We start from the raw sequence: 26,475 nt of genomic DNA on the forward strand, positions 1-26,475 counted from the left end.
CCGTGCGTTCCACGCGCGGTGCACTCCCCTCACGCTTTTTTGCGCCTGGGGTCCGCCCCGCGCCTGACCCGCCGCACGTCCCGAAAGGTGGCACCCCATGACGACCGCGAACCAGAACAGCCCGCTGCTGCCCGAGACGCAGCGTGGCCCCGCTGAGCGCCTGCTGGACCTGGTGCTCAGCGGCTCCGCGCACCTGTGGCACAACCGGCCGGGGCTGGACGTGAATGGCACGTGGGTGGCCGCGGCGCACGCCACTCCGGCGCAGCGCACGCTCGGCAAGCCCGTGAAGCCGGGCCTCTTCGTGCCCGCGGCCGTGCGGCTCTACCGGCAGCTCCTGGACATCCACCGACTCAACTCGGAGCTGATGGCGCACTTCGCGTCGTACGCGCTGACGCAGACGGACTGGCGTGACCTGAAGGTGGCCACGTGCGCGCTCATGCTGGTGCAGGAGCACGCGGGTCAGCCCGTGGTCGGCGAGGACGGGAAGGTGGCGTTCCACGACGACGACTGGCGCGCCATTGGCGAGGCCATGGTGCTGCACTACGAGCGCAAGTCCACGCGCATGCTCACGCCCAAGGCGGTGCTGCGGGTGGCGGAGCTGCTCGAGCTGCCGGACATCGCGCACCTCAACCGCGAGGCGGGCTTCGGAGACCCTGCGTCCCGCAAGGCGCCCATGGGCCGCTGGAAGCGCGTGGCGTCCCGGTGGCTGGCGGCGCGTGAGGCCAACCTGCCCATGCTCCAGGGCCTGGTGAAGGCGGGCTACAAGGAGACGCTGAAGAAGCTGGCGCGCAAGGCGGGGTACAAGCCGCGCGCGCAGGGCTTCTTCGAGGTGCTCGGCTGGAAGCAGAAGCAGTCCGAGGGCGGGCACCGCACGGTGGGTCTGAACGGGCTGACGCTCGTGAAGAGCCAGCGCTTCGACGGGTTGTCGGAGGCGGAGATCTGCGAGTGGATCGAGCTGGAGCGCCTCTCCTACAAGGAGGTGGTGGGCCGGCTGCCGAAGGACCTGGGCATGACTCCGGCCATCATGGCGGCGCTGCTGCCCTCGTTGTCGGACAGGGACTTGCGGCTGATGACGCCGACGCTCGAGGAGCTGGGGCTGCTGGCGGAGCCCTCCGTGCGCGGGCGCTGGGAGCAGGCCGTCCAGACGGCGACGGACCAGCGCGCGCTGAACATCGCGAAGAACGTGCGCAGCGAGGTGCTGCGCCAGAAGCTGGAGGAGGCGAGCGACAACGCGGCACGACAGGCGGTGGCGGAGGCGACGGCGGAGACCGACGTGAGGGTGATGTTCCTCATCGACAAGTCGGGCTCCATGGAGGGCGCCATCGAGAACTCGAAGGAGGCGCTGGCGCGCATCCTCGCGGGCTTCCCGATGGAGAAGTTGCACATCGCGGCGTTCGACACGATGGGCACCGTCCTCAAGCCGAAGGCGTCCAACCGCACGGCGGTGCAGCACATGCTCGAGCGGCTCAAGGCGTCGGGCGGCACGACTCACGCGGCCGGGGTGCATGCCCTGCACCGCGACGGCGTGAAGGTGCCGGAGGGGGCGAAGTTGGTGGTCATCGTCGTGGGCGACGAGGCGGGCGAGGCGGGAGACCAGTTCGCCCGGGCGTTCCGGGACTGCGGCTACACGGTGGCGGCGCTGGCGTTGCTGGTGAGCGTGGCGGGGGGCCGTGGCAACACGGTTCGCACGTGCGCGAGCTTCATGAAGGTGCCCTTCAGCGAGGTGAACGTGGACCAGTTCGCGGACCCCTACCAGGTCCCCCGGGTGCTCAAGGCGCTGCTGGATGCGCCGACGCAGCCTGGTGCCAGCCAGTCCGGCTGGGTGGAGCGGGTGATGCGCACGCCGCTGTTGAAGGTGGCGTGAACCCGAAGTCGTGGTGACAAGGAGGCGGCGTGGACTACCGGAAGTTCCTCGGGAAGGTGGAGTCGGCGGTGCTGCCCTATCTGGGCGGCGGCACCGTGGACACCGCTTCGCGCCGCCTCCGTGTCACCTCCCCCGTGGCGCCGGGGTGGTGGCGCTTCGAAGTGAAGGGGCGGGAGGCCACGGCGCGTGAGCCTGCCAGCCCCGAAGGTCTGGACAGGCTGCCGCGCGTGCGAGGCCACATGTGGGGCGCTCGGCTGGTGCGCGAGGGCGCGGTGGCCGAGCCCCTGGAGTTGATGCCGGAGGAAGAGCCCGCCGTGCTCGCGCCCGTGAGTGCCCGGCGCTGGCATGACGGTTCGCTGCTGTTCGACGGCGTGGACTTCGAGGGCGAGGCGGAGGACCAGGCACGTCGAGCCCTGGAGGAGGGCCAGCCGCTCTCCACCGTGAAGGGCGTGAGCGCGCCGCTGCGGGCGGCCTATGGCTATGCGCTGCTGGAGTCGGCGTCGCGGACGCTCGACATCCGCTTCGCGCCAGCGGAGACGCGCGGCCGGGTACTGAGGGTGGCCGAGCAGGGCCGGGTCGAGGCGGAGTCCTGTCTGCGGGCCCTCGTCGCGGAGCGAGAGGCTCATCGGCGCGCGCTCGCGGCACGGGGGCTCACGGCGAGCGTGCAAGCACAGGCGGCACAGACAGCGGAGGCAGCGCGGGCGCGGGCCGTGGAGCTGGCGGAGCGGGCTCGGCGGCAGGTCGAGTTCACGGGGGCTCGACACGGGCGAGGCGCGCCGGTGGGCGACCACTCGCGCGCGGAGGTCGCGCTCCAGGGCGCGGGGGCGCGGTTGCTGAACCATCGACGGATGGGGGGACATCAACTGGAAGTGACGTTTGCCTTCATGGGGGAGCGCTTCATCTCCGTCGTCGACGCGAACACGCTCCAGGTGGTCGACGCGGGCGTGTGTCTGGCGGGAGCGGACAGCGAGGTGACGCTGGAGAGCCTTCCCTCGGTCATCCGCGAGGCCATCGACACGGATGTCCTGGTCATCACCCGGCACGCGTGACGTGCGGAGAGGAGGAGAGTCATGTCGACGCAAGAGGTCTGTCTGCTCATCGGCCAGGACGAGGAGGTGCTGTGGTGCGAGACCTCCGACAGTCCCGTCCTGCTGCCGGACTCCCGCACGCGGTGGGAGGCCATCTGGTACTGGCGTCACGAACTGGTGGAGGTGGCGCACAGTCATCCCGAGGGGCCGCTCGGCTTCTCCTCCGAGGATGAGACGACGATGACCGCGCTGACGGAGGCGCTCGGGCGCGCACCGCGCTTCTCCGTCGTGGCCCCCGGCGGCATGGTCGCCCGCGTCGAGGGCCGCGATGTCTGGGTCTCCGACGAGCCCTGGTGGGCCGAGCCCCTGCGCGAAGTCTCGGGCATGACTCACGCGCCCATGGCACGCGCGTGAGGCCCGCTCAGCTCGGGCGGCGCCACAGCTCCTTGAGGTCCTCGGGGAGCTGGTCCATGACGTCCTCGGCTTCCCCTTCGCTGATCTGATCTCTCACGGCGTTGAGGACCGCGCGCACCACGGGCACCACCGCGTCCGGGTTGAGCGCCAGGTCCTCCCCTACGCGCTTGAGCAGCGCCTCACGCCCGAAGCCCCCCGGCAACTCGTCCTCGTGGCGCTCGCACCGGTGCAACAGCTCCGCCAGCTTGCTGGGGAGTTGCGCCTCCAGGTCCTCTGTCTCTTCGCTGTTGATGCGCTGCTCCACCGCGCAGAGCACGGACACCGCGGCCTGCTCCGCCACCGCGGGCGACATGCCGCCGCGCTCGCACAGGTGCTTGATGAAGGCCCGGTAGGTCTGGCTCGCGTGCGCGGCGCTTCGCCGGGCACGACGGGCCTCGATGGGCAGCTCGCCGCGCGCGCCTTCTCGTGAAGCCCGCCGGCCCTCTTGCTCCCGCTTGTCCGCCATGACCTGTCCTCCCGATGTGCCTTCGTGGGCATCAGGTTGCCCACGGCCCACCGGAGGAGCATCACTCGACCTGCATGGAAGGCGGGCCGCCGCCTCCCTGCCCGCTACGCGGCTTTACGCACGTAGGTGTCGTAGAGCGCGCCGAAGAAGAACCGCCCGAAGCGCAGCAGCGTCGACAGCCGACGCGAGGTGTCTCGGGCACTCGGCACGCGCAGCGTGGAGAGCTGCACGGCGAAGTCCTTTGCGTTCAACCGCAAGAGCCCCCGCGCGATGCAGGGCCCCGAGGCGTCATTCCCCCGGTGTACCGACACGAGCAGCCGTGTGGTGTCCACCCAGAGGTCGAAGCCCGCGTCGTCGTGGACGTCCTTATAGCCGTCGAGGAAGAAGCGCTCGCCCGACTCTGCCACCAGAGGAAGCTGGTAGTGCATCCGCCGCCCGCCCGGTCGCGCCGCCTCCCTCGTCATCAGATGCAGCTCGCCTCGCTCCACCGTCAGGGGCCGAGGAGACAACGACAAGGCCTCCACCACGCCAGAGAGTCCCAGGGGATGCAGCGGGTCTTCCAGCGTCCGCTCCAGGTCCTGCGTCTCCACCGTGACGATGAAGCGCAGCTGGGTCGCGTCGATGCGCTTCGGGTCTCCGGCGACGAGCGAGTTCTCCTCCACCGCGCCCGAGATGGAGCCGTACATCGTCTCGGTGAAGCGCACGCCCACTGGCACCCGCGCTCCCACGTCCGGCTCCTCCGTCGCGGGCGTGTAGTCGATGGTCCACCCGTACCGCTTCGCCATCAGCGCGGCGCAACGCTCGGCCACGGCGGAGAGGGTGAAGAGGGGGTTGGTCCCCAGCGGCCTCGGAATCACCGAGCCGTCACTGACATAGAGCCCGTCATGAACCTCGGTGCCTTCCTCGTGGGAGAAGACACGCCCTTCATGATCCACGACACCCGCGCTGGCGTCCTCGGCCATGACACAGCCACCGAGCGGATGCGTGCAGAGGACCTCATGTCCGGTGAGTCGATTCCACAGCGGGTTGCGCACGAACGTCCCGCCAAGGGCCGCCGTGGCTTCGCGCAGTCGACTGTCCACCCGCGCAAGCTCCGGCTGCGTGCCCACGTCCGGCCAGTTCACCCGAACCCGGTCGCCCTCCAGCCGCAGCTCACCGATACCCGCGTCGTGAGACATGACGAGGAAGGTCTGCGTGTGCCGCATGGCCCCATGGTACGGCCCGCGCACCGCGCTCTCCGCCACGCGCGCAAGCTCCTCCAGCTTGTCCTTCAGCCCCTCGTCCGTGTCTTCCCCGCCCACCGCGGCAGCGGCGGCGAGCAGCCCCAGCATCGGCCTTCCGAACGCCCCCGGCATGGCGCCATTCTCGATGACCATGCCGTCCTCCTGTCGGGAGGTCGCACGCGCGTCGATGATGCCGCTGATGGTCGGCCCCACGGGCTCGCGACCTTCCGCCGGATGCGTCCCGTGGCCCACGCCATTGATGGGGACGTCCGTGTTGTAGCCAAAGGCCATCACATCGCCATTGGCGCTGAAGCGTTGGCCCAGCATCCCCGACAACGGCAGGCCCAGTGCTCGGGAGCGCAGCAGGATTTCCGCTGTGCCCATGGTCCCCGCGGCGAGCACGACCATGTCCGCTGTCACCCACGGGTCCGGCGCCTCGAAGCGCTCACGGCCGCTGTTCATCGGCCGGTAGTAGATGCGCCAGCGTCCGCCGTCGCGCGCCAGGTAGCGCACCCCTACCTCGGTGAAGAGCTTCGCACCGTGGCGGTGCGCATCCGGCAGGTAGTTCATCAGCACGGAGTTCTTCGAGCCCTGGTTGCACCCGGTGAGGCAATCCCCGCACAGCGTGCAGGCGCCCTGTCGCACGCCCGCTTCATTCACTCCGCCCTCGAAGGAGACCGCCAGCGGTGGACGCCGGAAGGTGCCCCCCAGGTGGCGCGCGGCCCGCTCCATGGCCTCCAGCGAGGCCAGGGGCGGCGAGGACTCGGGATAGGGCGTGGGACGCAACATGCGCTCGGCCCAGGTGAAGCCGTCCTCGAGGCGGCCGGGCACATCCGCGCGAAGCGCCTCGGGCCAGCGCGCATCCTGGAACACGCGAGGGTCTGGCCGCAGCGTGACTCCGGCGTTGATGAGCGACGTGCCGCCCAGACCGCAGCCCGTCACGACGGCCACGTCCCCACCCCGGTGCAGCTCGAACAGGGCCGTGGAGCGACCCAGGTCGACGCCGCTCTCCGCCTCGAGGTGGACTTGGAATTCCTTGGCGAAGTCCGCCTCCGTGCGCGGGTAGTCGCCCGGCTGCAGTTCGCGCCCGCGCTCCAGCACACACACCTGGCGACCTGCGCGTGCGAGCCGGCTGGCGGTGATGGCACCCCCATAGCCCGACCCCACGACCACCACGGAGTAATGGGACTCCAGCTCACTCCACCGTGACGACAGCCTCCGCATCGACACTCCCAATGGCGACCCCCGCCCTCGCTTCACCACCTCCGGGGTACGGTGCCAATGCCCTGGCACTCCTTCCCGCGAAGGCGGCCGGGGTGACGTCCGCCCGGGCAGCCCAGCGCCAGGACCACGACCCCGTCATGAGGACTCCGGACATAGAGGGGGATGGGCCGGCGGTCAAATCAATGGGAGTCGCCTCACTCCAGCTCCGCGGCCTCACCGTCCGCGCGCCTCAGCGCATTCACCAGCCGATGTGCCTGGCGCGTGGTCTCCGGCTCGCGGTACTTCGGGCTGGCCCGCAGCACCAGCTCCACTGCCGTGGGCAGGTCCATCAGGTGACCCGGTGACACATAGACGGGCTGCACCGCCTTGCGCGTGCGGACCGCCATCCCCACGACCTCGCCCTTGTGGGTGATGGGTGACGTGGCACCTCGCGCCTCCCCCAGCTTGCCGTGCGTCCCCACCAGCAGGGACTTGCCACAGCCGATGGAGGGAATCCCGAACAGCAACCCGCCATGGCTCGCGATGCCCAGCCTGCGCGGATGCGCGATGCCGTGCCCGTCGAAGATGAGCACGTCGGGCTTCACCGTAAGCCGCTCCCAGGCGACCGCCACCACGGGCAGCTCGCGGAAGGACAACAGGCCCGGCACGTACGGAAACCCGAGGGTCACCGCGGAGCCAGCCTGCGCCACCGGAGAGAGCGTGGCCGCGTCCAGCACCACGATGCCGCCGAACCCCGTGTCATTCCCCTTCTCCGTGGACACATCGGCGCCCGCGATGCGCTCCACCCGAAGTCCCGCGGGCGGATGGAGCACCACGCGCTCCTTGAGCTGACGCTGAAGCGCCACCGCCTCCGTCGGCGTGACATCCCAACGATGCATCTCCGGCTGAAGCTCCATGCGGGGTCCGCCTCCTCGTGTGCCCCAAGTCTGCGAACCCGCACCGCTCCGGCAACCCGCCACGGCACTCGCGAGCACCTCCGGCGTGAACCATCCAACGTCCACACGGCCCCGGCGGGCTGACCACGTGTCCCCTGTCACACTGCCCTCCGGGTCCGGCCTGGAATGCCGAGACACCGTGCGTACCCTGCTCGCTCCCAGGCATCGGTGAAGCCCGCTCCCATGGACCTCTCCCCGAGTCACGCCTGGGTCGCCAGAGGGGCCGGCCCACGGGAGCGTCGCATGTCCGGGAGTATCTGATGCGTCGAGTCCTCGCAGGCTGTCTGGCCGTATCCGCGCTGGGAACCACCTTCCCCGCCGCCGCGTCTGAGTGCGGCTACACCGCGGCGGGCTGGAATGCCCCCAACGGAGCGGTGGTGTTCAGTCGCAGTGATGAAGGTCCCATCCGCAATGTGATTGATGCCATTGGCGAGTTCCGCACGCACTCCATGCTCTCGCATGGCGCCACGGGAGGCGTGACTCACGCCACCATGAGGGACCCCGACCAGAACTCATGGCCCACCGTCTGCGGAACACCGCTCAACATCAACCAACTCCGGGACGGCTACCCCGGGCTGGAGCAGATCAACCAGGGCGGCATCTACCATTACCTGTACGACGCGAATGGCCATGGCCCCGACTGGACCGCGTGGCAACTTGGAGACGCAACGGGCGCGGCGCGCATCGCGGACAGTCTCTGGTTCAACCACCCGTATGCCAGCGATGTGTCCCGCGTCGACGGCAGCCAGCTCATCGACCGGCCCCTGTGGAACGGGGCGCGCGTGCCGTATTCGTTGTTCCAGTACAGGGACGTGGAGTCGGCGCACCAGATTCCCGGCGGCGCGGCCAACAACGGAATGATGTGCTCGAGTTTTCTCGCCTACGCCCACAACTACGCGGGCAGGGGCCTCGTCACCACGCACACCTATCCGCACGAGGTCATCGCCAACGCGTCCAATACCATCCACTGGGGCGTGCATGGCCAGTGCAAGGAGTCGCTCGGCTGGTTCGAGAACGCCGCGCTGACCGTCATCTGCCCCGTCTTCTGGAACGTGTGCACCAACGCCGGCAACCAGGTGGCCAACTGCATGTCCGCCAATCGCTGCGACACGAGCAGCAGCGTCATCTGGAAGGGCGTGCGCGACGACCCCAACGCCACCGCCACCTCCATCAGCCCGGACCGCATCGGCGGCTGGAGCGTGCATCCCGTCTCCACCACGCTGTGGGCCTCCGACTACTCCCACCAGCTCCAGTGGAACTCCGGCGGCAACGTCTACGGCTGCTGGCAGTAAGCGCTCTTCCCCACTGAATCGACAGGAGCCCCCGGATGAATCCCTCGGAACCGCCCTGGTGGCGCCGAAGACTCACTTTCATGCTCGGTCTCGGAATCGCGGCGCTGGTGGCCGGCGGGTTGCTCTCCCTGGAGCCACCCGCTCCGCCAGATGCCACGCCTGTCGCCGCGGCGGACCACCGTCCTCCACCCACGCCCACCAGCGCCGCTCCGGTGCTGCCCACGAAAGTGGAACCCGTGGTCCGCCCCGCACCGAAACCCGCGCCCGCCCCCATCATCGACAGCGTGACGGTGGAGAAGCAGGAGGTCTGCTCCGGCGAGGACAACCTCATCAACGTCCGGGCGCACTCGCCGGACGGCAATGACGCCTATCTCCACACCACCATTGGCGCGGGCATTGGCATGCGCGTTCCCCTGCGTGTCTGGCGCGAGCCGGATGGGACGTACGAGCTGCCCACCGTGACGGTGTTCGGCAAGGACAACGTCGCCACCACCGTGCAGGTGCCCCGATACACCGTGAAGGACTGCGAGCCCGAGCGACTGGTCGAGGTCTTCTCCCGGCGCGCCCCCAACACCGAGGAGGACTTCGAGTTCCTCGCGCGCATCCTCGAACCACCGCGAAGGGACAAGGCCGCACGGGCTTCTTTCACGCCCGTGCGGTTCGTCTGGACCTTCGACGACCAACACACGGTGACGACGAGCACGCCCATGGTGACCCAGACGTTGAGCCCCGACGTCACGCGTCCCCGCGCCATGTACATCCAGCACCTCGTCCGGGTGGACGTGTTCGATGCCACGGGCAAGAAGGTGACGGGCCGCTCGTCGCTTCAGCTCCTCGACAGCACCTTCGAGAACTTCGACAAGAAGGGCGTCGTCACAATCCTGGCGGTGGGGACCCCACGATTCCCCGTGGAGGATGCGGACGGCGTGGTCCGACAGAGCTTCCGCCTGTCCCACCGCTGGAAGGGACCCGTGCGACTGGAGCGCGTCACCGCGCTGCGCGCGCGCACACCGGAGCCCGATGCCCCGCCCCTGCCCGAGGACACCGAGGAGGTGAATCTGGATGTGGACACCCTCCCTGAAGGGCGGGGCGTGGACATCCCCGTCTCCCTGGACACGCGGTCCGAGTCGGGCGTGACGCAAGTCACCTACCTGCTGGAGGGCACCACCGCGGACGGGCACCCCGCGCGCGGAACCTTCTCCGTGATGCGTCCCCCTCCCCGCCCCACCCGGGAGAACAGCACCCCGGTGACGGACCCGCTGCTGCTGGCGAAGGTGAAGCGGGCACGGGAGCTGCTCGGCCAGCCCTTCGTCACCGACGAGGACCTCTGGCGACTGGAGCGAGAGGGACGCTTCAAGGACCTCAAGGTCCAACGCGACACACCGTGAGCACGCTCCATCCACCGGGCGGGAGCGACCACTTCCGCCTGGCTGGCGACCACTGAGCGCCACGCGGGGGCCCGGGCCTGGAGGGCGTGATGTCCTTCCAGGCCCATGCCTCGCGCCCTCCTCCGCACCCTGTCTCCGCTGCTGGTCCTGCTGATGTGGAGCACCGGCACCCTCAACTCCGCCGCCGCGCCACCGGCCACGACGACGCCTTCCTCGACTGACCTGGACGTCCCCTCGGTCCAGGCACTCGAAGTCCTCGAGCAGCGAATCCTCGGGCTCGGCTGCGAGCCCAAGCTGTTGGGCGATGCGAACCGCCGCTTCTCCGAGGCCCAGCTCCTGTGTGCCGCGCACCTGTCCTTCATCCTCGTCCAGCTGTCGCTGGATGGCGCCCCCCTGCCAGAGACACCTCGACGCGTGAAGGCCCTGCTCGACGATGCCCTGACGAAAGGACGTGGGCCCTTCCTTTCCGACGGCAGCGCACGCGTGGAGGAACACCTCCTGCCCCACAGCGTGCTCTACCGAGGTTATGTGCTATTGATGCTCGCGGGAATGGAGCGCGCGGGGCTGGCCGACCCGGCGTCGACGGCACTCTTCGACACCCTGGCCGAAAAGCTCGTGGAGGCACTCTCGCGGCAGCTCCTGCTGCCCTCGTTCGGCAAGTCCATCTGGCCTTGTGACAGCGCCCCCGCCGCCGCGGGCCTGTTGCTGCATGGGCGACTGCGCGGCAACGCCGCGTCTCTCGCCATGGGCGAGCGGCTCACGGCCCGACTGGTGGAGCTCGCCGCCCTGCCCTCGGGGTTTCCCCCCCGGGTGAACGCCAAGGGGAAGCTCGTCGAGTCCACGCCGCGCGGCACCACGCTGGCATGGACGGGCGCCTTCCTTGCCATGGGCTCACACCCCGCCGCGTCCACATTCACCACCACCCTGGTGAAGGGCTACTGCGACCGTCCCGGAGGAGACCTGCTCCCCTTCGCCGCCTGCCGGGAATGGCCCCGGGGCGTGAAGGGCCGCGAGGACGCCGCGAGCGGCCCGCTCCTGCACGGCGGCTACTCCGTGGGCGCCAGCGCCCTGGCCATCGCCGCCACCCGCCTCTCCCCGGAACACCGCGCCTGGCACCAGGACCTGATCAATACCGCGCGAGAAATGGGCATCCGACCCATGCTCGAAAAGCCACACAAACACCCGCTGGAGACGGCGCTGTATTGGTGGGGAGCCAACGCTCGTCCCTGGTAGGCAATGCGCCCGCATGTCGGCGAACACCCAGGACGTTCAATGACGAACCGCTGTCTCATCCCAGAGGGCTAAATCAGGATTAAGCCGAATTTAAAGTCCATCCGTATCATTCCGCGTAACCCATTGCAGGGGGATGAGACATGAATCGACGGATGACGAAGCTGACCCTGGCCATGGGTGGACTGGCGCTGCTGGGCGCCTGCTCGAGCAGCCGGCCGGCATGCAAGGACCCGTCGGCCACCGCCGCGCTCCTCGCGCCACCGACAGAGAAGTTCCTCACGGTTCGCAAGAACGTGCCGGGTGAGTACGTGGTGGTGCTCAAGGCGCCCGAGCCGGGACTGCAGGCGCTCGCCGTCACCCAGGCCACTCTGAACCTCACGCAGAAGTACGGCGGCACCGCTTTCGCGGTGTACGAGCACGCGCTGCGCGGCTTCGCCAGCCGGATGAGCGAGGACCAGGCGCGCGCCCTCGCCGAGGACCCCTCGGTCGCCTACGTCCAGGAGAACGGGGTGCTGTCCATCCGGGAGAGCCAGCCGAGCCCCACCTGGGGCATCGACCGCGTGGACCAGCGCACGCTGCCGCTGGACAAGCTCTACATGTACAACGCCACGGGGCTGGGGGTGCACGTGTACATCCTCGACACGGGCGTGCGGTTCTCGCACCGCGAGTTCGGTGGCAGGGCGTCTGTCGGGTTCGATGCCATTGGCGACAGCATGAAGGGCAATGATTGTCATGGCCACGGAACCCACGTAGCGGGCACGGCGGCGGGCAGCACGTATGGGCTCGCCAAGAACGCCACCGTGCACTCCGTCCGGGTGCTCGCGTGCAACGGCTCGGGCTCCACGGCCCAGGTCATCGCGGGCATTGACTGGGTGACGAAGAACCACCAGGCCCCGGCCGTGGCGAACATGAGCCTGGGCGGAGACTCGGACCCGGCCATCGACGAAGCGGTCCGCCGCTCCATCGCCTCGGGCGTCACCTACGTGCTCGCCGCGGGCAATGAGTCCGGCGATGCCTGCAAGCACTCCCCGGCGCGGACGGCGGAGGCCATCACCGTCGCCGCCACCGACACCAGCGACAAGCGCACGTCCTTCTCCAACTACGGCGACTGCGTGGACGTCTTCGCCCCCGGCAACAAAATCACCTCCGCCTGGCACTACGGCGACAGGGAGTCGCGAGAGATGAGCGGCACCTCCATGTCCGCACCCCACGTGACGGGGGTGGCCGCGCTCTGGCTGGAGCTGAACCCCAATGCCACGCCCGATACCGTCGCCAGCGCGCTGTTCGACAACGCCACGCTCGACAAGGTGCACAGCCCCGGCGAGTGCACGCCCAACCGCATGGCCTACTCGGGCTTCATCGGCGCCGTGCCGGTGCTGCCCACCGTGAGCACGGAGCCCGCGACGACGCCGGCACCCGTGAGCGGCGAAACCTCGAAGTAAGCGTCCGGCCGCGAGGACCCCTCCCCCTCGCGGCCCCCGAGGGCCGGACTCCGTCATCACGACGGAGCCCGGCCCTCGTCTTTTCACGCAGCGCCTGTCCCGAGTCAGGACGCCTGGCGCGCCTCCGTCCCGCGAGGTGCCTGGCCGGCCGCCCTTTTCGCGGCCCCTGGCACGCGCGAGGAGGCGCGAGACGACCATGGCGACCCTGAACATCACCTATGACGGCATGTCCGCGGATGTGCCGGTGGAGCTGGACCGGCCGGTGTCGGACTCCGACGTGCGCCGCATCGCCGCGGAGCTGATTCGCGCGGGCGGAGTGCCGGGCCTCCATCTGGCCCACCTGCGCGACGACGCGTTCCAGCACTTCGTTGTGGACAGGTTCCGGGGTGCGCGCGGCGACGAGCGCATCTACCTGCGCCCCAAGGTGCCCTTCGGGGCCCGCTGAGGAGCCGCCATGCGCATCCTCTTCTGCGGCGTGGGCGCCATCGGCTCCCAGGCGGCCCTCCTGTGCCGCAACCTGGAGGCCACCCTGGTCTTCGTCGACTTCGACCGCGTGGAGTCCAAGAACCTGCTCGCCCAGGCCCACGTGAAGCCCTCCGTGGGAAAGAACAAGGCCGAGGCCCTCAAGCTCCAGCTCCTCAACCTGCACGGCGTGAAGACGGAGTCCTTCGGCGTGCGCGTCACCCGCGACAACGTGGCGGCGTTGTGTGGTGGCGCGGACCTGCTGGTGGACTGCTTCGACAACCAGGACAGTCGTCGGCTCCTCAGCGACTTCGCCCGAGGAGCAGGCAAGCCCCTGGTGCACGGCGCGGTGAGCGCTGACGGGACGTTCGGTCTGGTCCGCTGGGACGAGCGCTTCGTCCCGGACGCGGAGGACACCGCGGGCCAGGCCACCTGCGAGGGGGGCGCGCACCTGCCCCTCCTGGGATTGCTGGCCGCCACGCTCGCCCGCTCCGTGCAGGACTTCATCAAGCAGGGGGTGAAGCGGGACGCGTTGGTGAATCTCTCCTCCGTCGTCCCCACCACCCACCACTGACCCCAATTTGACGGGGACACCCCGCCTCTCTCTACTCAGGGACGCCAATGGCCCAGGACATTCTCTTCGACATGGAAACGAGCGATCCGGACGACGCTCTCACACTCTGCCTGTTGGCCACCCATCCCGCCGTCGCGCTGCGCGCGGTGACCGTGACACCCGGCACGCTGGCACAGGTGGGAATGGTGCGGCACCTGCTCGCACGTGCCGGCAGGAGTGATGTGCCCGTGGGCGCGCGCAATCCGGCGGCAGAGAAAGAGAGCCTTTCGGCCTTCCACACCCAATGGCTGGGGCAACTACCTCCCTCCGCTCCGGATGCCCTGGCGCACGAGGTGCTGGCGCTCGTGCTCGGGCGGTTCCCCGAGGCGACACTGGTCACCGGTGCGCCACTCCAGAATCTGCGACTGCTGCTGGAGCTTCACCCGGACATCAAGCTGCACCGGTGGGTGGCGCAGGGCGGCTTCGCTGGCGACAACGTGGTGCCACCCGAGCACCGGTTGCCCAAGTTCGAGGGCCGGCGAACCTGTCCGACCTTCAACTTCAACGGAGACCCCAAGGGCGCACTGCTGGCCCTGTCCTCGGACCGCGTGGGCCGACGCGAGCTGGTGTCCAAGAACGTCACCCACGGCCTGGCCTACGACGGCCCCTTTCACGAGCGCATGCGGCCTTATGCCTCGACGACGCCGGGGCTCGGGCTCATCTTCGAGGCCATGGAGCGCTACCTGGCGCAGCGCCCCGAAGGCAAACTCCTGCACGACCCCATCGCCGCATGCGCGGCCATCGACCCCGAAATCATCACCTGGGCGGAAGTGGAGATGGTGCGCCAGCGCGGAGAGTGGGGAGCCGAGCTTGCGCAGGGTACCCATACGTTCATCTCGGTGGCCCTGGACTCCGAGCGCTTCTTCCAGACGCTCGTGGGAATCGGCGCCGCGACAAAAAACAATCGCGGCGCTTGTCAGGGCTGAAAATCAACCGCCGTAGATTCCGCCAGAAAGGAGCGGTGACCATGAAGACGGTGACGATGCAGTCGAGCAAGGCGAAGCACAGCTATCGAAACAACCTCTGGCCCCAGTTCGACGCCGCCTCCTGCTCCTTCTCGAGCACCGGCTCGATTCGCAACGTGGGATTCGGCCACCTTCACGGCCATCCGCCCGTACCCTGCTGACGCTCGCGCTTCGTCATCGACGCGCCAAGCCACGCAGAGGCCGGGCTCCCATCCAGGGGACCCGGCCTTTCGGCTTTCGGGCCTCCGCTCCTCCAGGGGACGTAGAGCGTTACGGCAGACGCGCGGGCCTGTAGAGCCCGAGCCCGACAGGGCCTGCTGGGTTCAACTCCCAGCGTCCCCATGCTCCACACGAGCAGGGTCCGCCTCACCCAAACCCAGACATCTTTCAGGGGTATAGCTCAAAGGCAGAGCACTCGCTTGATAAGCGGGTGATCCCGGTTCGACTCCGGGTACCCCGACTCCATGTTGGCCGAAGGCGAATGGTGAGCCACCGGGATGTGACCCCGGGGAAGAGGGTTCGAATCCCTCCGGTCAACCTGACAGTTCCAGCTCCCTGACAACTGAATCGTCGTGGTGAGTGCACGCCGCCTGCTCGCATGGGGGTGGCGGCAATATGCCTCCGTAGCTCATTGGAAGAGCATCCGCCTCTTAAGCGGACGGCGAGGGTTCGAATCCCTCCGGAGGTACTCGAAGCAGCGGTAGCAACGCGGGTGTCGTCCAGCGGCAGGATGGCGGTTTCCCATACCGTCGACACGGGTTCGAATCCCGTCGCCCGCTTCACATGTGTCACTTTCATACCGGAGTCGTCTAATGAGCGAGGATGGCGGATTCTGACTCCGCAGGTGCAGGTGCAATTCCTGCCTCCGGTTCTCTCTTCACGCAGCACATTCCCCGGTAGCTCAATGGCAGAGCGCGCGGCTGTTAACCGCGAAGTTGAGGGTTCGAGTCCCTCCTGGGGAGCTGATTGAAAGGCCCTGCAAACCGGCAGGGCCTTTTTTGTTTAACACGGGCCTCGCGATGACATCGTGGGGTCTTCGTGTTTAAGCCCCTGAATCCCAAGGGATTTTTCCTCGCGGGTCTGAAGCGGGCGCTCTCGGCCCTCTACCCCGCAGAGCGAGATACCCGCGCTCCTCAGCCGCCGATTGGGCTCTCTGGAGCGCTCTTTCACCCGTTTTGGGGAGAGAGAGGCCGAGAGTGGTTAACAGGTGCTGTTAACCATTGGGGATGCGGTTAACAACATTCTCCTGGAGATCCTCTCCTTCCGCTTTCAGGTTTCTGGGAAGGCGTCTCTCTGCTTTCAGGTTTCATCTCTTACCTGTTTTGCTGGTCCCCGAGAGGGTGACGCAAGGCCAGCAGGGACCCTCCAGACCCATACTCGAAGTGAGGGCGTCTTAAGGAGGCTTCTGATCCAGCCGCCTCCGCCGCGTTGTTCTACGCGGCGGAGAAGGGCCACAACGAGAAGGTCGAGACCCTCGACGACGCCCTCGTCTTCTGCTCGACGTGTCTCTCGGTCGGCTACGACCGGACGTTCCCGGTGACGCCCACGGGCAAGCGGATCGCCGCCGCGCTCATGGCGCTCGGCCCCGCGATGGCGGCCAGAGCGCTCGACGACCCCGAGCGCTGAGCCGCCTGCACACCCGAAGGCCCGCGGTGATCGAGAGGTCGCCGCGGGCTTTCGCGTCTGGTTCGCGGAGATCGTTGACGCGGCGTCCCTCCGGTGGTGACGTCGTTCGATGCCGCAGCCTCCCGAGGATCTCGCCCGCGCTCTCGAACGCCTCGATGTGGCCATCCGCCGCGCCGACCCCGGGGGGCACGCCTCGTTCCTACCGCCGGCTGCGCCCGAGCAGCTGGCCGGGCTCGAGGCCGAGATCGGGACGGCGCTGCCAGGCGACCTTCGCGCCCTGTTCAGCTGGCACGATGGGACCGCGCGGGTGTCGTTCGATGGCTCGAGCGTTTACTCGATGATGGGCTGCGTCGAGGCGATCTCGACCCGTCGGTTTCTCCTCGGGCCCGACAGTGACGGTGCGCGGTTCTCCGAACATTGGGTTCCCGTGCTCACGAAGGGCAACGGCGACCACGTCGCGTATGTGCTGTCGGGAACCGAGGCCGGCCCGCTGGTCGAGTACCGACACGACGACGCCTCGCGCCCCATTTGGGCGCCCTCGCTCGCGGCACTCGTGGCCCGCGCACTGCGCACCTGGGAGAGCAAGCCGGTTCGACAGCAGGGGGCGCTGATGCGGATCGGCGGGTGGAGCCGAGAGTGCGCGGTCCACGTGGGGGCGCTGGGGGTCGGCGACGCCATCGTCGTGTGCACCCTCGGCGCGGCGATGCGCCCATTCTGGAACCTCTATGTTCAGGTCGACGCCAATCGGTGGGTGTGGGGATTCTCAGGAGCAGAAGATTGGGAGCCGGAGGCGCTCGCGGTGGCCTCGCGGGCCATCGGCGGCCCGCTGAAAGACACGAGCACCGTCGCATCCAGCGTGGACGGCCTCTTGCTCGACAACGCATGGACGCTCGAGGACCGCCCGCCGCGCGCCCCCGACGACTTGAGCATGCTGGGCGTGTACCGAGGCCGCGTCGTTCGCGCCTGACGTCGGCGGCTCGATGACAACCACCACGGTTCACCGGTAGCCTCGGTCCATGGGCCTTCGCACCTGTGCTGGTTGCCAACGTCACATCCGATGCGCGTCCACCGCGTGCCCGTTCTGCGGCCTCGCGTGCGAGCCGGTCGCGGGAGCTACTTGAAAGGCCCTACCAACCGGTAGGGCCTTTTTTGTTTAGCACGGGCCTCGCGATGACATCCCGGGGCCTTCGTGCTTAAGCCCCTGAACTCCAAGGGATTTTGCCCAGCAGTGCTGAGAACGGCGGTAACCGACCGACGGCGGGCGTTCTGGGGGCACACCACCGCCCCTCGCGGTGGCCCATGGCCCTGGTCGCCGCGCCGACTTGAGCGATGTCTGCGAGCACCAGACGCAGGCGGCCATTCAGGATGAGTCGGCTGGCGCCGGTGACCAGCGGTGCGGAAGCAGTTCGTCCAGGAGGAAGCTGGATGCGAGCCGAGCCGCAGCAGCACATCAGCCAGGTACGCCTCGGGGTTGACGCCGTTGGCCTCGCACGTGGCGACGAGAGACGCGAGCCCCGCGAGGTGCTGGCCAGCCTCGTCGCTGCCGACGAAGAGGTAGTTCTTGCGGCCCAAGGCCATCGCCCGCAGGGCCCGCGCGGAGGCGTTGTTGTCGAGCGGCAGCGAGGCGTCCTCGAGGAAGCGTGAGAGGGCCGCCCACTGGCCTTGGGTGTAGCGCAGTGCGAGCCCCATTGGCCCCCGCGGCGGGTGCCGGGGCAGTTGCTCCGCGAGCCACGCGGCGAAGGCTTCGAGTACCAGCGCACTGCGCTCACGACGCAGCGCCAGGTGCTCGGGCCCTCCCAGCACGCCGCGCTGCATGGCCTCGTGCTCGACGCGGTAGAGGGCCAGGATGAAGTCGAGCGCGTGCCTGGCCTCGGGCGCGGTGGCTTGCGCGTCGAAGAATTTGCGGCGCACGTGCGCCCAGCACGCCACGCGCGTGCGGCCCTCGGGCAGGGTGACGCGGTTGTAACCCGTGTAGCCGTCGACGAGCAGGTAGCCGCGCGTGCCGCCCAGGACGGCCTGGGGCGTCGCACCGCTGCGACTGGGACTGTGCACGTAGGCGATGAGGCGCTCGGTCCGGAAGGTCCAGACGTAAGCCCGGCGCGTCTTGCCCTCATCGAGCACGCGCTGCGGCGTCTCGTCCGCGCGCACCAAGGGGGCCTGGCGCACCAGGGCGAGCAGTCGCGCCGACAGCGGCGCGGTGGCAGCTGCAACGGCATGAAAGAGGTCACACAGCGTCGTGCGCGCAATAGGGGCACCCGCGCGTGCGAGCGCCTTCGCCTGGCGGTAGAGGGGAATCGCGTCGCACACCTTCGCAGTCACCAGGTGGGCCAGCAGCCCGGGGCCGTAGTGGCCCTGCTCGAGGGCCTTGGGCGCCATGGCCGTGACAATGCCCTGCCCACACCGGCATACGAGCGTCTCCTGCACGTGCACCTGTCGCTCGAGGCGCGCCGGGACGTACTCGAGGACGCCCGTCCGCTTGCCGGGGCCCAGGCGCCTGAAGTCCGTGCCGCCACACGCCGGGCAGCGACGCTCGGCGGCAGGGACTCGATGGTGGACGATGCGCGCGGGAAGGGAGGCGCGCGCCTGGCGCCGCTGCTCGCGCAGCTTCAGCGTCGCGGCCCGCGCCCCGGCGCAGTCACCTGACGCGAGCCGGAGCTCGTCCTGGATGCTCGCCATCTTCTCGCTCCGCTTGCCGAAAAGGGCACGCTGGAGCTGAGCAAGCTGGGCTTCGAGTCGGGCGACACGCTCCCGGAGGTGGGCGTTCTGAGCCTCGAGCCGCTCGGCGCTCTCTCGCCAGTCGCACCGGTGCGCCTCCTGGGGCTCTTCTGCCATCGCTCCGGGGAAACAAGCTGCCCGGTGGAGACCTTCTCGACGCTCTCTGGAGGCGCCCACCTGGCTGGCCTGCGGACGTGCGTGACGTCCAGGCCGTCCAGCAGCATCGACAGCTGGGTGGCATCGAGCTGGGCGCCGAGCAACTCCTCGCCGATGGTTGGCACCTTGAAGCGGCCCTTCTCCAGTCGCGTGTACGTCAGCACGAAGCCGCCCGCGTCCCAGCTGAGGACTTTCACCCTGTCTCCTCGGCGCGACACGAAGACGAAGAGGTGGCCCGCATAGAGGTCCTCCTGCCACGCCATGCGCACGACGGCCGCCAAGCCATCGATGCTCTTGCGCATGTCGACGGGCTCTCGCGCCAGCAGGATGCGCACCGTCCGAGGAAGCCGTAGCAACATCAGGTGCTCGCCGCCGTGCCCGCACTCGCGAGGGTTGCGAGGAGCCGCGCGACGTAGGCCGTGTCCGCGCCCACCAGGAAGCGCAGCACGAGGCCGCCCACGGTGGCGACTTCAAAGAAGCTCTCCTGCGCCTGCGGCGCGGGCGACGCTACAACCTCCAGAGGGAGAAAGGCGGCGACCGATTCGGCAGCCAATTCTGACGCCCGGAGGCCCCGCTTCTTGCGCTTCTTGTAGAGCCAGTACTGCAGCGTGCCCAAGGGCAGGTCGTGCTTGGCCACGAATTCCTTCTGCTGCAGCCCACTCGTCTCGAATTCCTCCACCAACTTCGGCCACTCATCCGGATTGGGTCGTCGCATGCCCCAAGAACCCGCAAGGCGCGCTCAACTCAGGACGCCCGCCGTCGGTCGGTTACAAGGCGTCTCATTTCAGCGCCAATCTCAGGCGAAATCATCGCTGCTGCCCCGTCGCCGCGCGGGTGAGCAACCGCCGGGCCGACGCAAAGCCTTCCCACTCGAGAAACCTGTCACGGGGCGGGGGTGGGCACTGCAGAGACGTCCACTCGACGGCGATGTTGGGGTTGAAGGCCAGGTCTCCCAACAGCTTCGCCCACAACCCAGGCTGGAGGCGGGCCTCCTGCGCGTCGGCATCGACGACAGCGTAGAGGGGCATGCCGTACCAGGCACTGAGAGACTCCACCAGCAGGGACACGGCTGGAGTCATCGCTGGTACGGGTGGCAGGCGGGCCTTGAGGACGGTGCCCCGCTTGGGCACGGAGAGAAGGATTTGGGTGTATGGGGTATGCGCCTCGAGCGTCAGCCACAGCGGCGGTGAAGACATAGAGAGCCACCTCCAGACGGCGCCTGGCGGCCGGCGCATCCGGCTCGCGGGGCACACGTGCGGCTTTTGTTACGCCCGCCTCCGTTTGGCTTGAACCTGGATGTGTGACTTTCCGCACTCGCTGCCGTGCGCGTTGTGCTGCTTTGCGGGCCGCCGCATCACGGCGCACCTCAGAAGGGTTGAGGCTCGCCCGATAGGCACGGCTCGCATTGCGCCACTGCGCTCTGCGGGCCAGCGTGCGGCACCTGTCGTGACAGTAGGCTTGGCCCCTGTCGCACCTTCGACAGAGCCAGAACAATTCCCCGCAATGACAGCACTCTCGCTCTCGAAGCTCGTGCACCCGGGCCTCCGGGTGGACGCTTTCGTGACACGGGCGCCTCTTGTTGCTGTCTGTCGCGGAGAGGTGGCGACTCCATTTGTCCGGCGGCCTGGCCTTCCTCCAGGTCGCTCATCTCGTCCACTTCTGCCGCCCAGCGTGGCTCAAGGCTCCCCTGCCGCCAGTTTTCGGCACCTCGAGCGTTGATGCGCGGCCCTCCAATCCCGCGCTTCTCCGCGCTCGGGTGGATCGAAGACCCGCGCTTCTTGAAGGTCGCCTCCAGCACAGCCACTTCAAGGTGCCCCATGGACGTCAGCAGGCCTCGCAGGTAGCTGCCGTTGCGTTGGTCCTTGCGCCCCGCCACCTGTTGCCAGCGCCCCGCGCCCACCAGGCCTCGAATCTCCTCCTCCAGCAGCATCTCCAGCGTCATGCGGATGGCTCCCAGGAAGAGGGCTCGCACGTCGGTGCGCACCTCCTCGTGCGAGGGCGCGGCAAAGTCTGTATCGTCCACGGCGGGGAACTTCTCGGCCTCCTCGCCAAAGGAGGACCGTCTCGGTTGGTTTCACCGAGGAGCTTCCCTCTTTTCCGCTCGCCCCTGCTCGACATCTACACACTTATAGGGACACGACCCAGAGAGGTATTGAGGCGTCTGAGCCGGGCGCAATTCCGACCTCTATCAAAGGGAAAAGAGGACCCAGCGGCTCGTCATGCGCATCGCTCACGTCATGACGCACATTTTGACGCACTCATGACGCAGCGACCGAATTTGGGGTAGGCACACCCATCGCACGCTCGGAGGCGTGCTCTCGGATTCGCCTGTCCCGGTGGTGCGGCGCGGGCGATGGTGCTGGGCCCGGCATCCGCCGGAGCCTCTGTCACAGCGCCGCAGCGACGGCCCGGCGGTCCGCTCGCGCCGTGGGGGCCAGGAAGCTCTCGAGCTCCTGGTCGAGGCAGACCGTTCGAACGGCACGCAGTATGTCCTGTTGCACAGGGGTGTCCGCCGCGAAGCCGTCCGCAAACAGCCGCTCCCAGCGCTGGACGGCGCCACAGCGCATGAACCTGAGCATGTATTCATCGAAGGTCAGGCGTATGCGATGAAGCGACCGTTCGGAGTAGTTCCAGTGATACAGCGGATAGAGGTCCAGGGCCGCCATATCGATGAAGATTGGGTATTCGCCGTAGACGAGCACCCGGTACTTTCCCTCGGGGCGCCCGTTCAGCCGACTGTCTCCGAGGTATTTGGCGACGAGAGACTCCTTGCGCCAGAACAGGTCCATATAGCCGGAGATGCGTGAGTCCGCGAACAGGCCGTCTCTGCGCCACGAGAGGACGGTCCCGTCGAGCTGCCGATAGAAGTTCAGCACACCCGCCGGTACGGGATGACCGAGAATCAGGTGCGCAGCGATCATCTCGCTCGACATCGGCGCGCCGCCATCCACGAGCAGCCGCCCCTTCCCGGGCCTTTCCGGTCGCATCCATGCTCGGCCGGCCACGGCCTGTGCGAGTTCGGCGTGCCAGTCGACCCCCGGCGAGGTCGCCACCAGGAGCCCGGCGACCTCTCGCTCGAGCGCTTCGAATGATCCGGTCAGTCCGAGCTCGCGGCGAGCGTCCTCGGCGACGAGTAGCGGCCATAACGGCGCCCCGGCGCAACGAATCGCCAGCGCGAGGTACTCCTCCAGCCGAAACGGCAGCGTCCAGCGCTTCGTGTCCAGCGCGAGCACGAGCTCATAGCTGCCCTCCACGAATCGCGCGCACGTGTGCACATAGTGCCCACGATGCGAGGTGCACGCGAGCGGGAGCAGTCCTTCGCGAAGCAGCGGGTCCTGCGTCGGGTGCGCGACGTGCCGGACCAGCGCGTCCACCAGCGCCTTGATCGCCTGGAGCTGAATCTGACCGCCGGGCCAGCGCAGTCGCATGCGATTGACGGCGACGAGGCCGTCGCGCAGGTCGTCGGGCAGCGCGGGCAGAAGGTCGCGCAGCGCCTGCAGATCGGCACGCGCGACCTTCTTCGGCGGGAGGTACTCACAGCCGGCCACCGCCGCGAGCGCGACTCCCGGCGGCGGGCCGAGGCCCGAGGGACCACGAAGCGCGGTAAGTAGATCGTTCAGTGACATCGAAGCGAGATTGTGTGCGTGCTGGCTGTGGTGGGGTCAAGTCCCAAGGCGAACGCGTCATGCGTCACTGAAACTAAAGGAATTTGCGTGCGAGGGGTCGGTGGCGGAGGGTGGGACACCATGCTCGCCCAGCTGACATGCTCTGGGATTTTCGGACCACCTGAAGCTCGAAAGGATGCCGCCACCAAGCGCGCCAAGCCATGCATCGGCCGGGCTCCCATCCGGGGGACCTGGCCCCTCGGCTTTCAGGGCGCCTGCCCCTCAGGGGACGCAGAGCGCCAGGGAAGACGCGCGGGTCTGAAGAGCCCGGGCCCGACAGGGCCTTCTGGGTTCAACTCCCTGCGTCCCCATACTCAAGCACGTAGCTTGGTGCTCGCTGCCACATCGCATCACGAGCCATCGCACAATGAGACCAGCAAGACCTGGCTCAGAAGGAGCAGGAGCAAAGCCTGTCTACAGAAGTTCGCGGCCCACCCATCGGACCCCGAATTTTCCTGACTTCATCCAACCCCAGGATGTCTCTCATGTTTCCCGTCGCACTCTTTAGAGAGACGCCGAGAACAAGTTCGCGCAGAGTTTCTCTTGGGGAGCTGATTGAAAGGCCCTGCAAACTGGCAGGGCCTTTTCGGTTAACACGAGTCGCGCGATGGATTGCGCCAGACACTCGCGCTTAAGCCCCTGAATTACAAGAGTTTTCACCCCACGACGATTCAGAGGACACTCTCTACGCGCTGCGACGCAGAACGCGATTGCCCATCCATTCGGCCGCGGATTGGGCTTTCTGGGGCTCTCTTTCGCCCGATCTGGGGAGAGAACAACCGAGAGCGGTTAACAGGTGCTGTTAACCGTTGGGGCACCGGTTAACACAATTCCCTGAGAGTCTCACTTCTCCGCTCTAGGGCTTCCAGGACGGCCGCTCTCTCTGCTTTCCGGTTTCGTCTCTTACATGCTTTGCAGGCTTCCGCAGGGAAGGCGCGAAGCGTGAACGGCCCCTACGGAGGGCCGACCAGCGCGCTCCTGCCCTGCCTCCCCGGCGGCCCCAACTCTCGCAGCGCCACCGATCCTCGCTCAGCCCCGGGAACAACCACTGCCAGCGGGGTCCTCTGCGACTCTGGCCTCCCATGCCCAAGGCCCGCGATTCGCAATCCGTGAAGGGTGAGGTGGGCGGCGACGACCATCAAGGGCATCCGCAAGGCGAGCGGCGCCAGCGTGGCCAGCGCCTACCACCACTTCGTGCGGGCCAGGACACGAGCATGACGTGGCTCGTGCCTGGAGCGCGGACGTCCCTCGACTGATGTCGGAGTCTGGAACGAAAGCGCTACACAAAGCGTGACGGCCCACATGTCTTTTTCCAGTACTTCTGGCCAGACACGAGCAGCCCCGCGGAAGCCGCTCAATACTAACAACGCCAGTTCCAATTCCATGCGCATCCAGCGACAATGTCGGCGACTGGCGCAACGCCAATCCTTGACACAAAGGACGACAATGCCGCACCTTCATAAGCGTCTGCTGACAGCCGCTCTGGCTTTCCTTGGTTTGAGTGCCTGTGGCGAAGCGGCCCCTCCGGCCCTGGAACAGAGCAGCACCCGCCAGGCTGAGGTGGTGGCAGCGGCAGTGCCTCTCCCGCTCCCTGTCGGCTGCCTCCTGACCTCACTGGATGCAGACGGTGACGGCATCTGTGACATCGTGGAGGCTGTGTTGAGAACCGATCCCAACAAGGCTGACACGGATGGGGATGGCCTCAGCGACTACGTAGAGACGTTCGGCTTCGGCGGCTTGGATTTGAGTGCCCTCGGCGCCAACGCGCGCAAGAAGGACATCTTCGTGGAGGTGGACTATTACCCCAACCTCAGACCCAGCCAGGCCACGCTGGACAAGGTCATCACGGCTTTCGCCAGCGCGCCGGTGAGCAATCCGGATGGGTCTACAGGCATCACGCTCCACCTGTTGCTGGATCAGCAGATCGCCGCCGCGGACGCGGACATGAACCTGAGCCCCGTGTGGACGGAATTCGACGTCATCAAGAATAAGTACTTCGCCGCCGCCCGCGCGCCCTACTTTCACTACGCGGTGTTCGCGCACCAGTACGACGGGAACTTCTCCAGCGGTATCTCGCGCGGCCTCCCCGCGCAGGACTTCCTGATGACGTTGGGCTCTTTCAACGGCACCGAGCAACAGCAGGCCGGCACCTTCATGCACGAACTGGGGCACAACCTGGGCCTGCGCCACGGTGGCAATGACGAGGCCAACTACAAGCCCAACTACCTGAGCATCATGAACTACGAATACCAGTTCTATGGATTCGAACTGGGCGGCACGTTCGGCGCGCTCGACTACTCGCGTGTGCACGTGGATTCCATCAACGAGGCGGCCGTCAATGAGCTCACCGCGTTCGCGGCCGTCGCCCCGTCCACCGGGTCGGAACTGGCTAGGTACTACGGGCTGCGCTTCAACAACGCCCAGGTGGCGATGTTCTCCGCAGCCGACTTCGTCGACTTCAACAACAACCGCCAATACGACTTCAACACCATTGCGTTGGACTTCAACCGCAACGGCGTCGCGACGGATGTGTACCCCGTGTCGCAGAACGACTGGGCGGTTCTGATCTATGACGGCGGCCAGATTGGCTTCGGCACGCCGGGCATGTCCCGGCATCTGGACCGCGAGGAGCGCTTCCTCGTTCCCCCCGAGAAGATGGAACCCTGCCTCCCCGGGGATCCGGACCACGCCCCGTAAGTCCGCCTCCCGTCTCTGAAGAGTCGAAGCCCACCGCCAGGGCCGGCTGAACGGGCCCCGGCGGGCGTGGCTGCTCCCTCAAGTAGGCATGGAGACAGGCTTGAGGGTCTCGGTGAGCGGCAAGGGAGTTGTCGCGTGAAAGGGCTCAGCCTGCGCCCCGCACTTCCTGCAGAAGCAGAGAGAGAGGCTGGGAGCCGGGTTGAGGCGCACGGGGCCCGCCGGCGTCCCATCGCGCGTGCCGCGACTCCAGCGCTCGGGGTGACGGGCTCGGGCACGCTGGTACACTCCGTGGCGTCGAGCCAGCAGTGCCGTATCACGACCAAAGTGCCTGTCGTCGGGAGTGGCGAAGCGGATGGCCGAATGTCGGTGCTCGGTGTTGTACCAGTCCATGAGGGAAGGCATGGCCCAGAAGAAGCCCCCGAAGAAGCTGGGGCGCCCCACCAAGGCCGAAGGCCCTCGGCTTCCCCATGACGAGGTGGACAGACTCCTCGTGGAAGGCGAGGAGGTGCCCACCACGCGGGGCCGTGTGAAGAGACGTTTCCCCTCCCTGCGCGAGCTGGCTGAGCGCTTCGGTGTCGCCCACAGCGCCGTCGCCAAGTACGCCCAGCAGCACGACTGCCTCGGCCGCCGCAAGCGCCTCCTCGCGGGCCAGCAGCCAGCCGAGACGCCCGCGCCGACCGAAGCACCACCGCCCCCACCTCCGAAGCGCAAGACGGGCCGCCCCCGGAAGTCCGAGGAGCCCGCTCTCCCGCGCCAGGAGCTGGACCGCGCCCTCGTCTTCGGCGACGTGAAGACGCTCCCCGACGGCTCCACCATGACGAGCTACGCCTCGTACCGCGAGCTGGCCGAGCGCTTCGGTGTCGCGACCTCACTCGTCGCCAACTACGCGAAGGAGCACAACCGGTGAGCGTCAAGGTAGATGTCGCGTGAGAGGGTTCAGCCGATGCGCTTCAACTCCTGCACGGCCGGGGTGAGGTTCGGAGAGGGGCCGAGACGGACGGGGCCTGCTGGCGTCCAGTTGCGAGTGT

General features: G+C 67.8%; 21 protein-coding genes, 8 tRNA genes and 3 pseudogenes. 23 read left to right on the top strand and 9 right to left on the bottom strand.

The genetic code is table 11. The features are described from left to right. Positions 1–97: 97 nt before the first annotated feature. Genes HUA78_RS17185 through HUA78_RS17195 form a run of 3 tightly spaced genes read left to right on the top strand, consistent with a single transcriptional unit; the run spans position 98 to position 3,306 of the window. Positions 98–1,864, top strand: a complete 1,767-nt coding sequence (locus HUA78_RS17185; protein WP_174476738.1) for a VWA domain-containing protein — start codon at positions 98–100, stop codon at positions 1,862–1,864. 29 nt (positions 1,865–1,893) lie between these two features. Next, positions 1,894–2,913, top strand: coding sequence for a hypothetical protein (locus tag HUA78_RS17190; protein WP_174476739.1), 1,020 nt, complete (start codon positions 1,894–1,896; stop codon positions 2,911–2,913). 21 nt (positions 2,914–2,934) lie between these two features. Next, entirely contained in the window at positions 2,935–3,306 is a 372-nt protein-coding gene (locus tag HUA78_RS17195; RefSeq protein WP_141642255.1) for a hypothetical protein, read from the top strand. A 7-nt stretch (positions 3,307–3,313) separates the two neighbouring features. Here the strand turns inward: HUA78_RS17195 and HUA78_RS17200 are convergent, their stop codons facing one another. From HUA78_RS17200 to nfi, 3 genes are all read right to left on the bottom strand, one after another. Then, positions 3,314–3,811: a DUF2267 domain-containing protein gene (locus HUA78_RS17200; protein ID WP_174456550.1), complete on the bottom strand. Its 498-nt coding sequence runs from the start codon at positions 3,809–3,811 to the stop codon at positions 3,314–3,316. A 104-nt stretch (positions 3,812–3,915) separates the two neighbouring features. Continuing rightward, positions 3,916–6,258, bottom strand: coding sequence for a GMC family oxidoreductase N-terminal domain-containing protein (locus HUA78_RS17205; RefSeq protein ID WP_174462841.1), 2,343 nt, complete (start codon positions 6,256–6,258; stop codon positions 3,916–3,918). 194 nt (positions 6,259–6,452) lie between these two features. Continuing rightward, positions 6,453–7,154: a deoxyribonuclease V gene (gene nfi, locus HUA78_RS17210; protein ID WP_174462842.1), complete on the bottom strand. Its 702-nt coding sequence runs from the start codon at positions 7,152–7,154 to the stop codon at positions 6,453–6,455. 299 nt (positions 7,155–7,453) lie between these two features. Between nfi and HUA78_RS17215 the strand changes: the two genes are divergently transcribed. From HUA78_RS17215 to HUA78_RS17295, 17 genes are all read left to right on the top strand, one after another. Next, positions 7,454–8,485 (top strand): hypothetical protein, encoded by a 1,032-nt coding sequence (locus HUA78_RS17215; protein ID WP_141642251.1) that lies wholly within the window; start codon positions 7,454–7,456, stop codon positions 8,483–8,485. Positions 8,486–8,565: 80 nt separating this feature from the next. After that, positions 8,566–9,873, top strand: a complete 1,308-nt coding sequence (locus tag HUA78_RS17220) for a hypothetical protein (protein WP_254614577.1) — start codon at positions 8,566–8,568, stop codon at positions 9,871–9,873. Positions 9,874–9,978: 105 nt separating this feature from the next. Continuing rightward, a complete protein-coding gene (locus HUA78_RS17225; protein WP_174476740.1) occupies positions 9,979–11,106 on the top strand; it encodes a hypothetical protein in 1,128 nt (375 codons plus the stop codon). A gap of 140 nt (positions 11,107–11,246) precedes the next feature. After that, on the top strand, positions 11,247–12,548 hold the full coding sequence (locus tag HUA78_RS17230; protein ID WP_174476741.1) for a S8 family peptidase: 1,302 nt from the start codon (positions 11,247–11,249) through the stop codon (positions 12,546–12,548). Positions 12,549–12,744: 196 nt separating this feature from the next. Beyond that, the gene (locus HUA78_RS17235) at positions 12,745–12,993 is read left to right on the top strand and encodes a hypothetical protein (RefSeq protein ID WP_141642248.1); all 249 of its coding nucleotides are present in this window, start codon (positions 12,745–12,747) and stop codon (positions 12,991–12,993) included. A 9-nt stretch (positions 12,994–13,002) separates the two neighbouring features. After that, positions 13,003–13,584 carry a ThiF family adenylyltransferase gene (locus HUA78_RS17240; RefSeq protein WP_141642247.1) on the top strand — a complete coding sequence of 194 codons (582 nt, stop codon included), beginning with the start codon at positions 13,003–13,005 and terminating at the stop codon, positions 13,582–13,584. 71 nt (positions 13,585–13,655) lie between these two features. Next, positions 13,656–14,549, top strand: coding sequence for a nucleoside hydrolase (locus HUA78_RS17245; RefSeq protein WP_254623749.1), 894 nt, complete (start codon positions 13,656–13,658; stop codon positions 14,547–14,549). Positions 14,550–14,590: 41 nt separating this feature from the next. Continuing rightward, complete coding sequence (locus HUA78_RS17250; protein ID WP_174468872.1) at positions 14,591–14,749, top strand: hypothetical protein; 159 nt, start codon at positions 14,591–14,593, stop codon at positions 14,747–14,749. Between the two features lie 95 nt (positions 14,750–14,844). Further along, positions 14,845–14,930: transfer RNA gene (locus HUA78_RS17255), tRNA-Tyr, on the top strand. A gap of 47 nt (positions 14,931–14,977) precedes the next feature. Continuing rightward, a tRNA-Ile gene (locus HUA78_RS17260) sits at positions 14,978–15,048 on the top strand. A gap of 7 nt (positions 15,049–15,055) precedes the next feature. Then, positions 15,056–15,126: transfer RNA gene (locus HUA78_RS17265), tRNA-His, on the top strand. Between the two features lie 79 nt (positions 15,127–15,205). Continuing rightward, positions 15,206–15,276: transfer RNA gene (locus tag HUA78_RS17270), tRNA-Lys, on the top strand. Between the two features lie 20 nt (positions 15,277–15,296). Beyond that, positions 15,297–15,367 (top strand) — tRNA-Gly (locus HUA78_RS17275). 19 nt (positions 15,368–15,386) lie between these two features. Next, a tRNA-Gln gene (locus tag HUA78_RS17280) sits at positions 15,387–15,459 on the top strand. A 19-nt stretch (positions 15,460–15,478) separates the two neighbouring features. After that, positions 15,479–15,550: transfer RNA gene (locus HUA78_RS17285), tRNA-Asn, on the top strand. A 466-nt stretch (positions 15,551–16,016) separates the two neighbouring features. Next, complete coding sequence (locus HUA78_RS17290; protein WP_174462848.1) at positions 16,017–16,214, top strand: two pore domain potassium channel family protein; 198 nt, start codon at positions 16,017–16,019, stop codon at positions 16,212–16,214. A 109-nt stretch (positions 16,215–16,323) separates the two neighbouring features. After that, the gene (locus tag HUA78_RS17295) at positions 16,324–17,181 is read left to right on the top strand and encodes an SMI1/KNR4 family protein (protein WP_174468728.1); all 858 of its coding nucleotides are present in this window, start codon (positions 16,324–16,326) and stop codon (positions 17,179–17,181) included. 393 nt (positions 17,182–17,574) lie between these two features. Here the strand turns inward: HUA78_RS17295 and HUA78_RS17300 are convergent. From HUA78_RS17300 to HUA78_RS17325, 6 genes and pseudogenes are all read right to left on the bottom strand, one after another. After that, positions 17,575–19,046: pseudogene (locus HUA78_RS17300) on the bottom strand (IS66 family transposase). 83 nt (positions 19,047–19,129) lie between these two features. After that, positions 19,130–19,444, bottom strand: a pseudogene (gene tnpB / locus HUA78_RS46455) (IS66 family insertion sequence element accessory protein TnpB); the annotation flags it as partial. Then, the gene (locus tag HUA78_RS17310; RefSeq protein WP_174466141.1) at positions 19,444–19,767 is read right to left on the bottom strand and encodes a hypothetical protein; all 324 of its coding nucleotides are present in this window, start codon (positions 19,765–19,767) and stop codon (positions 19,444–19,446) included. The pseudogene tnpB and the gene HUA78_RS17310, both read right to left, overlap by 1 nt. 124 nt (positions 19,768–19,891) lie before the next feature. Next, complete coding sequence (locus tag HUA78_RS17315; protein WP_174462871.1) at positions 19,892–20,281, bottom strand: hypothetical protein; 390 nt, start codon at positions 20,279–20,281, stop codon at positions 19,892–19,894. A gap of 170 nt (positions 20,282–20,451) precedes the next feature. Beyond that, positions 20,452–21,027, bottom strand: a complete 576-nt coding sequence (locus HUA78_RS17320; protein ID WP_254623750.1) for a transposase — start codon at positions 21,025–21,027, stop codon at positions 20,452–20,454. Between the two features lie 445 nt (positions 21,028–21,472). After that, complete coding sequence (locus HUA78_RS17325; protein ID WP_174476744.1) at positions 21,473–22,711, bottom strand: hypothetical protein; 1,239 nt, start codon at positions 22,709–22,711, stop codon at positions 21,473–21,475. Between the two features lie 264 nt (positions 22,712–22,975). Between HUA78_RS17325 and HUA78_RS17330 the strand changes: the two genes are divergently transcribed. The 3 genes and pseudogenes from HUA78_RS17330 to HUA78_RS17340 all read left to right on the top strand — a co-directional run. Continuing rightward, positions 22,976–23,061 (top strand) — tRNA-Phe (locus HUA78_RS17330). A 1,135-nt stretch (positions 23,062–24,196) separates the two neighbouring features. Further along, complete coding sequence (locus tag HUA78_RS17335; protein WP_174466139.1) at positions 24,197–25,447, top strand: hypothetical protein; 1,251 nt, start codon at positions 24,197–24,199, stop codon at positions 25,445–25,447. A 400-nt stretch (positions 25,448–25,847) separates the two neighbouring features. Further along, positions 25,848–26,348, top strand: a pseudogene (locus HUA78_RS17340) (AT hook motif domain protein); the annotation flags it as partial. Between the last annotated feature and the right edge of the window lie 127 nt (positions 26,349–26,475).

The organism is Myxococcus sp. CA033 (assembly GCF_013336625.1).
Taxonomy (GTDB): Bacteria; Myxococcota; Myxococcia; order Myxococcales; family Myxococcaceae; genus Myxococcus; species Myxococcus llanfairpwllgwyngyllgogerychwyrndrobwllllantysiliogogogochensis.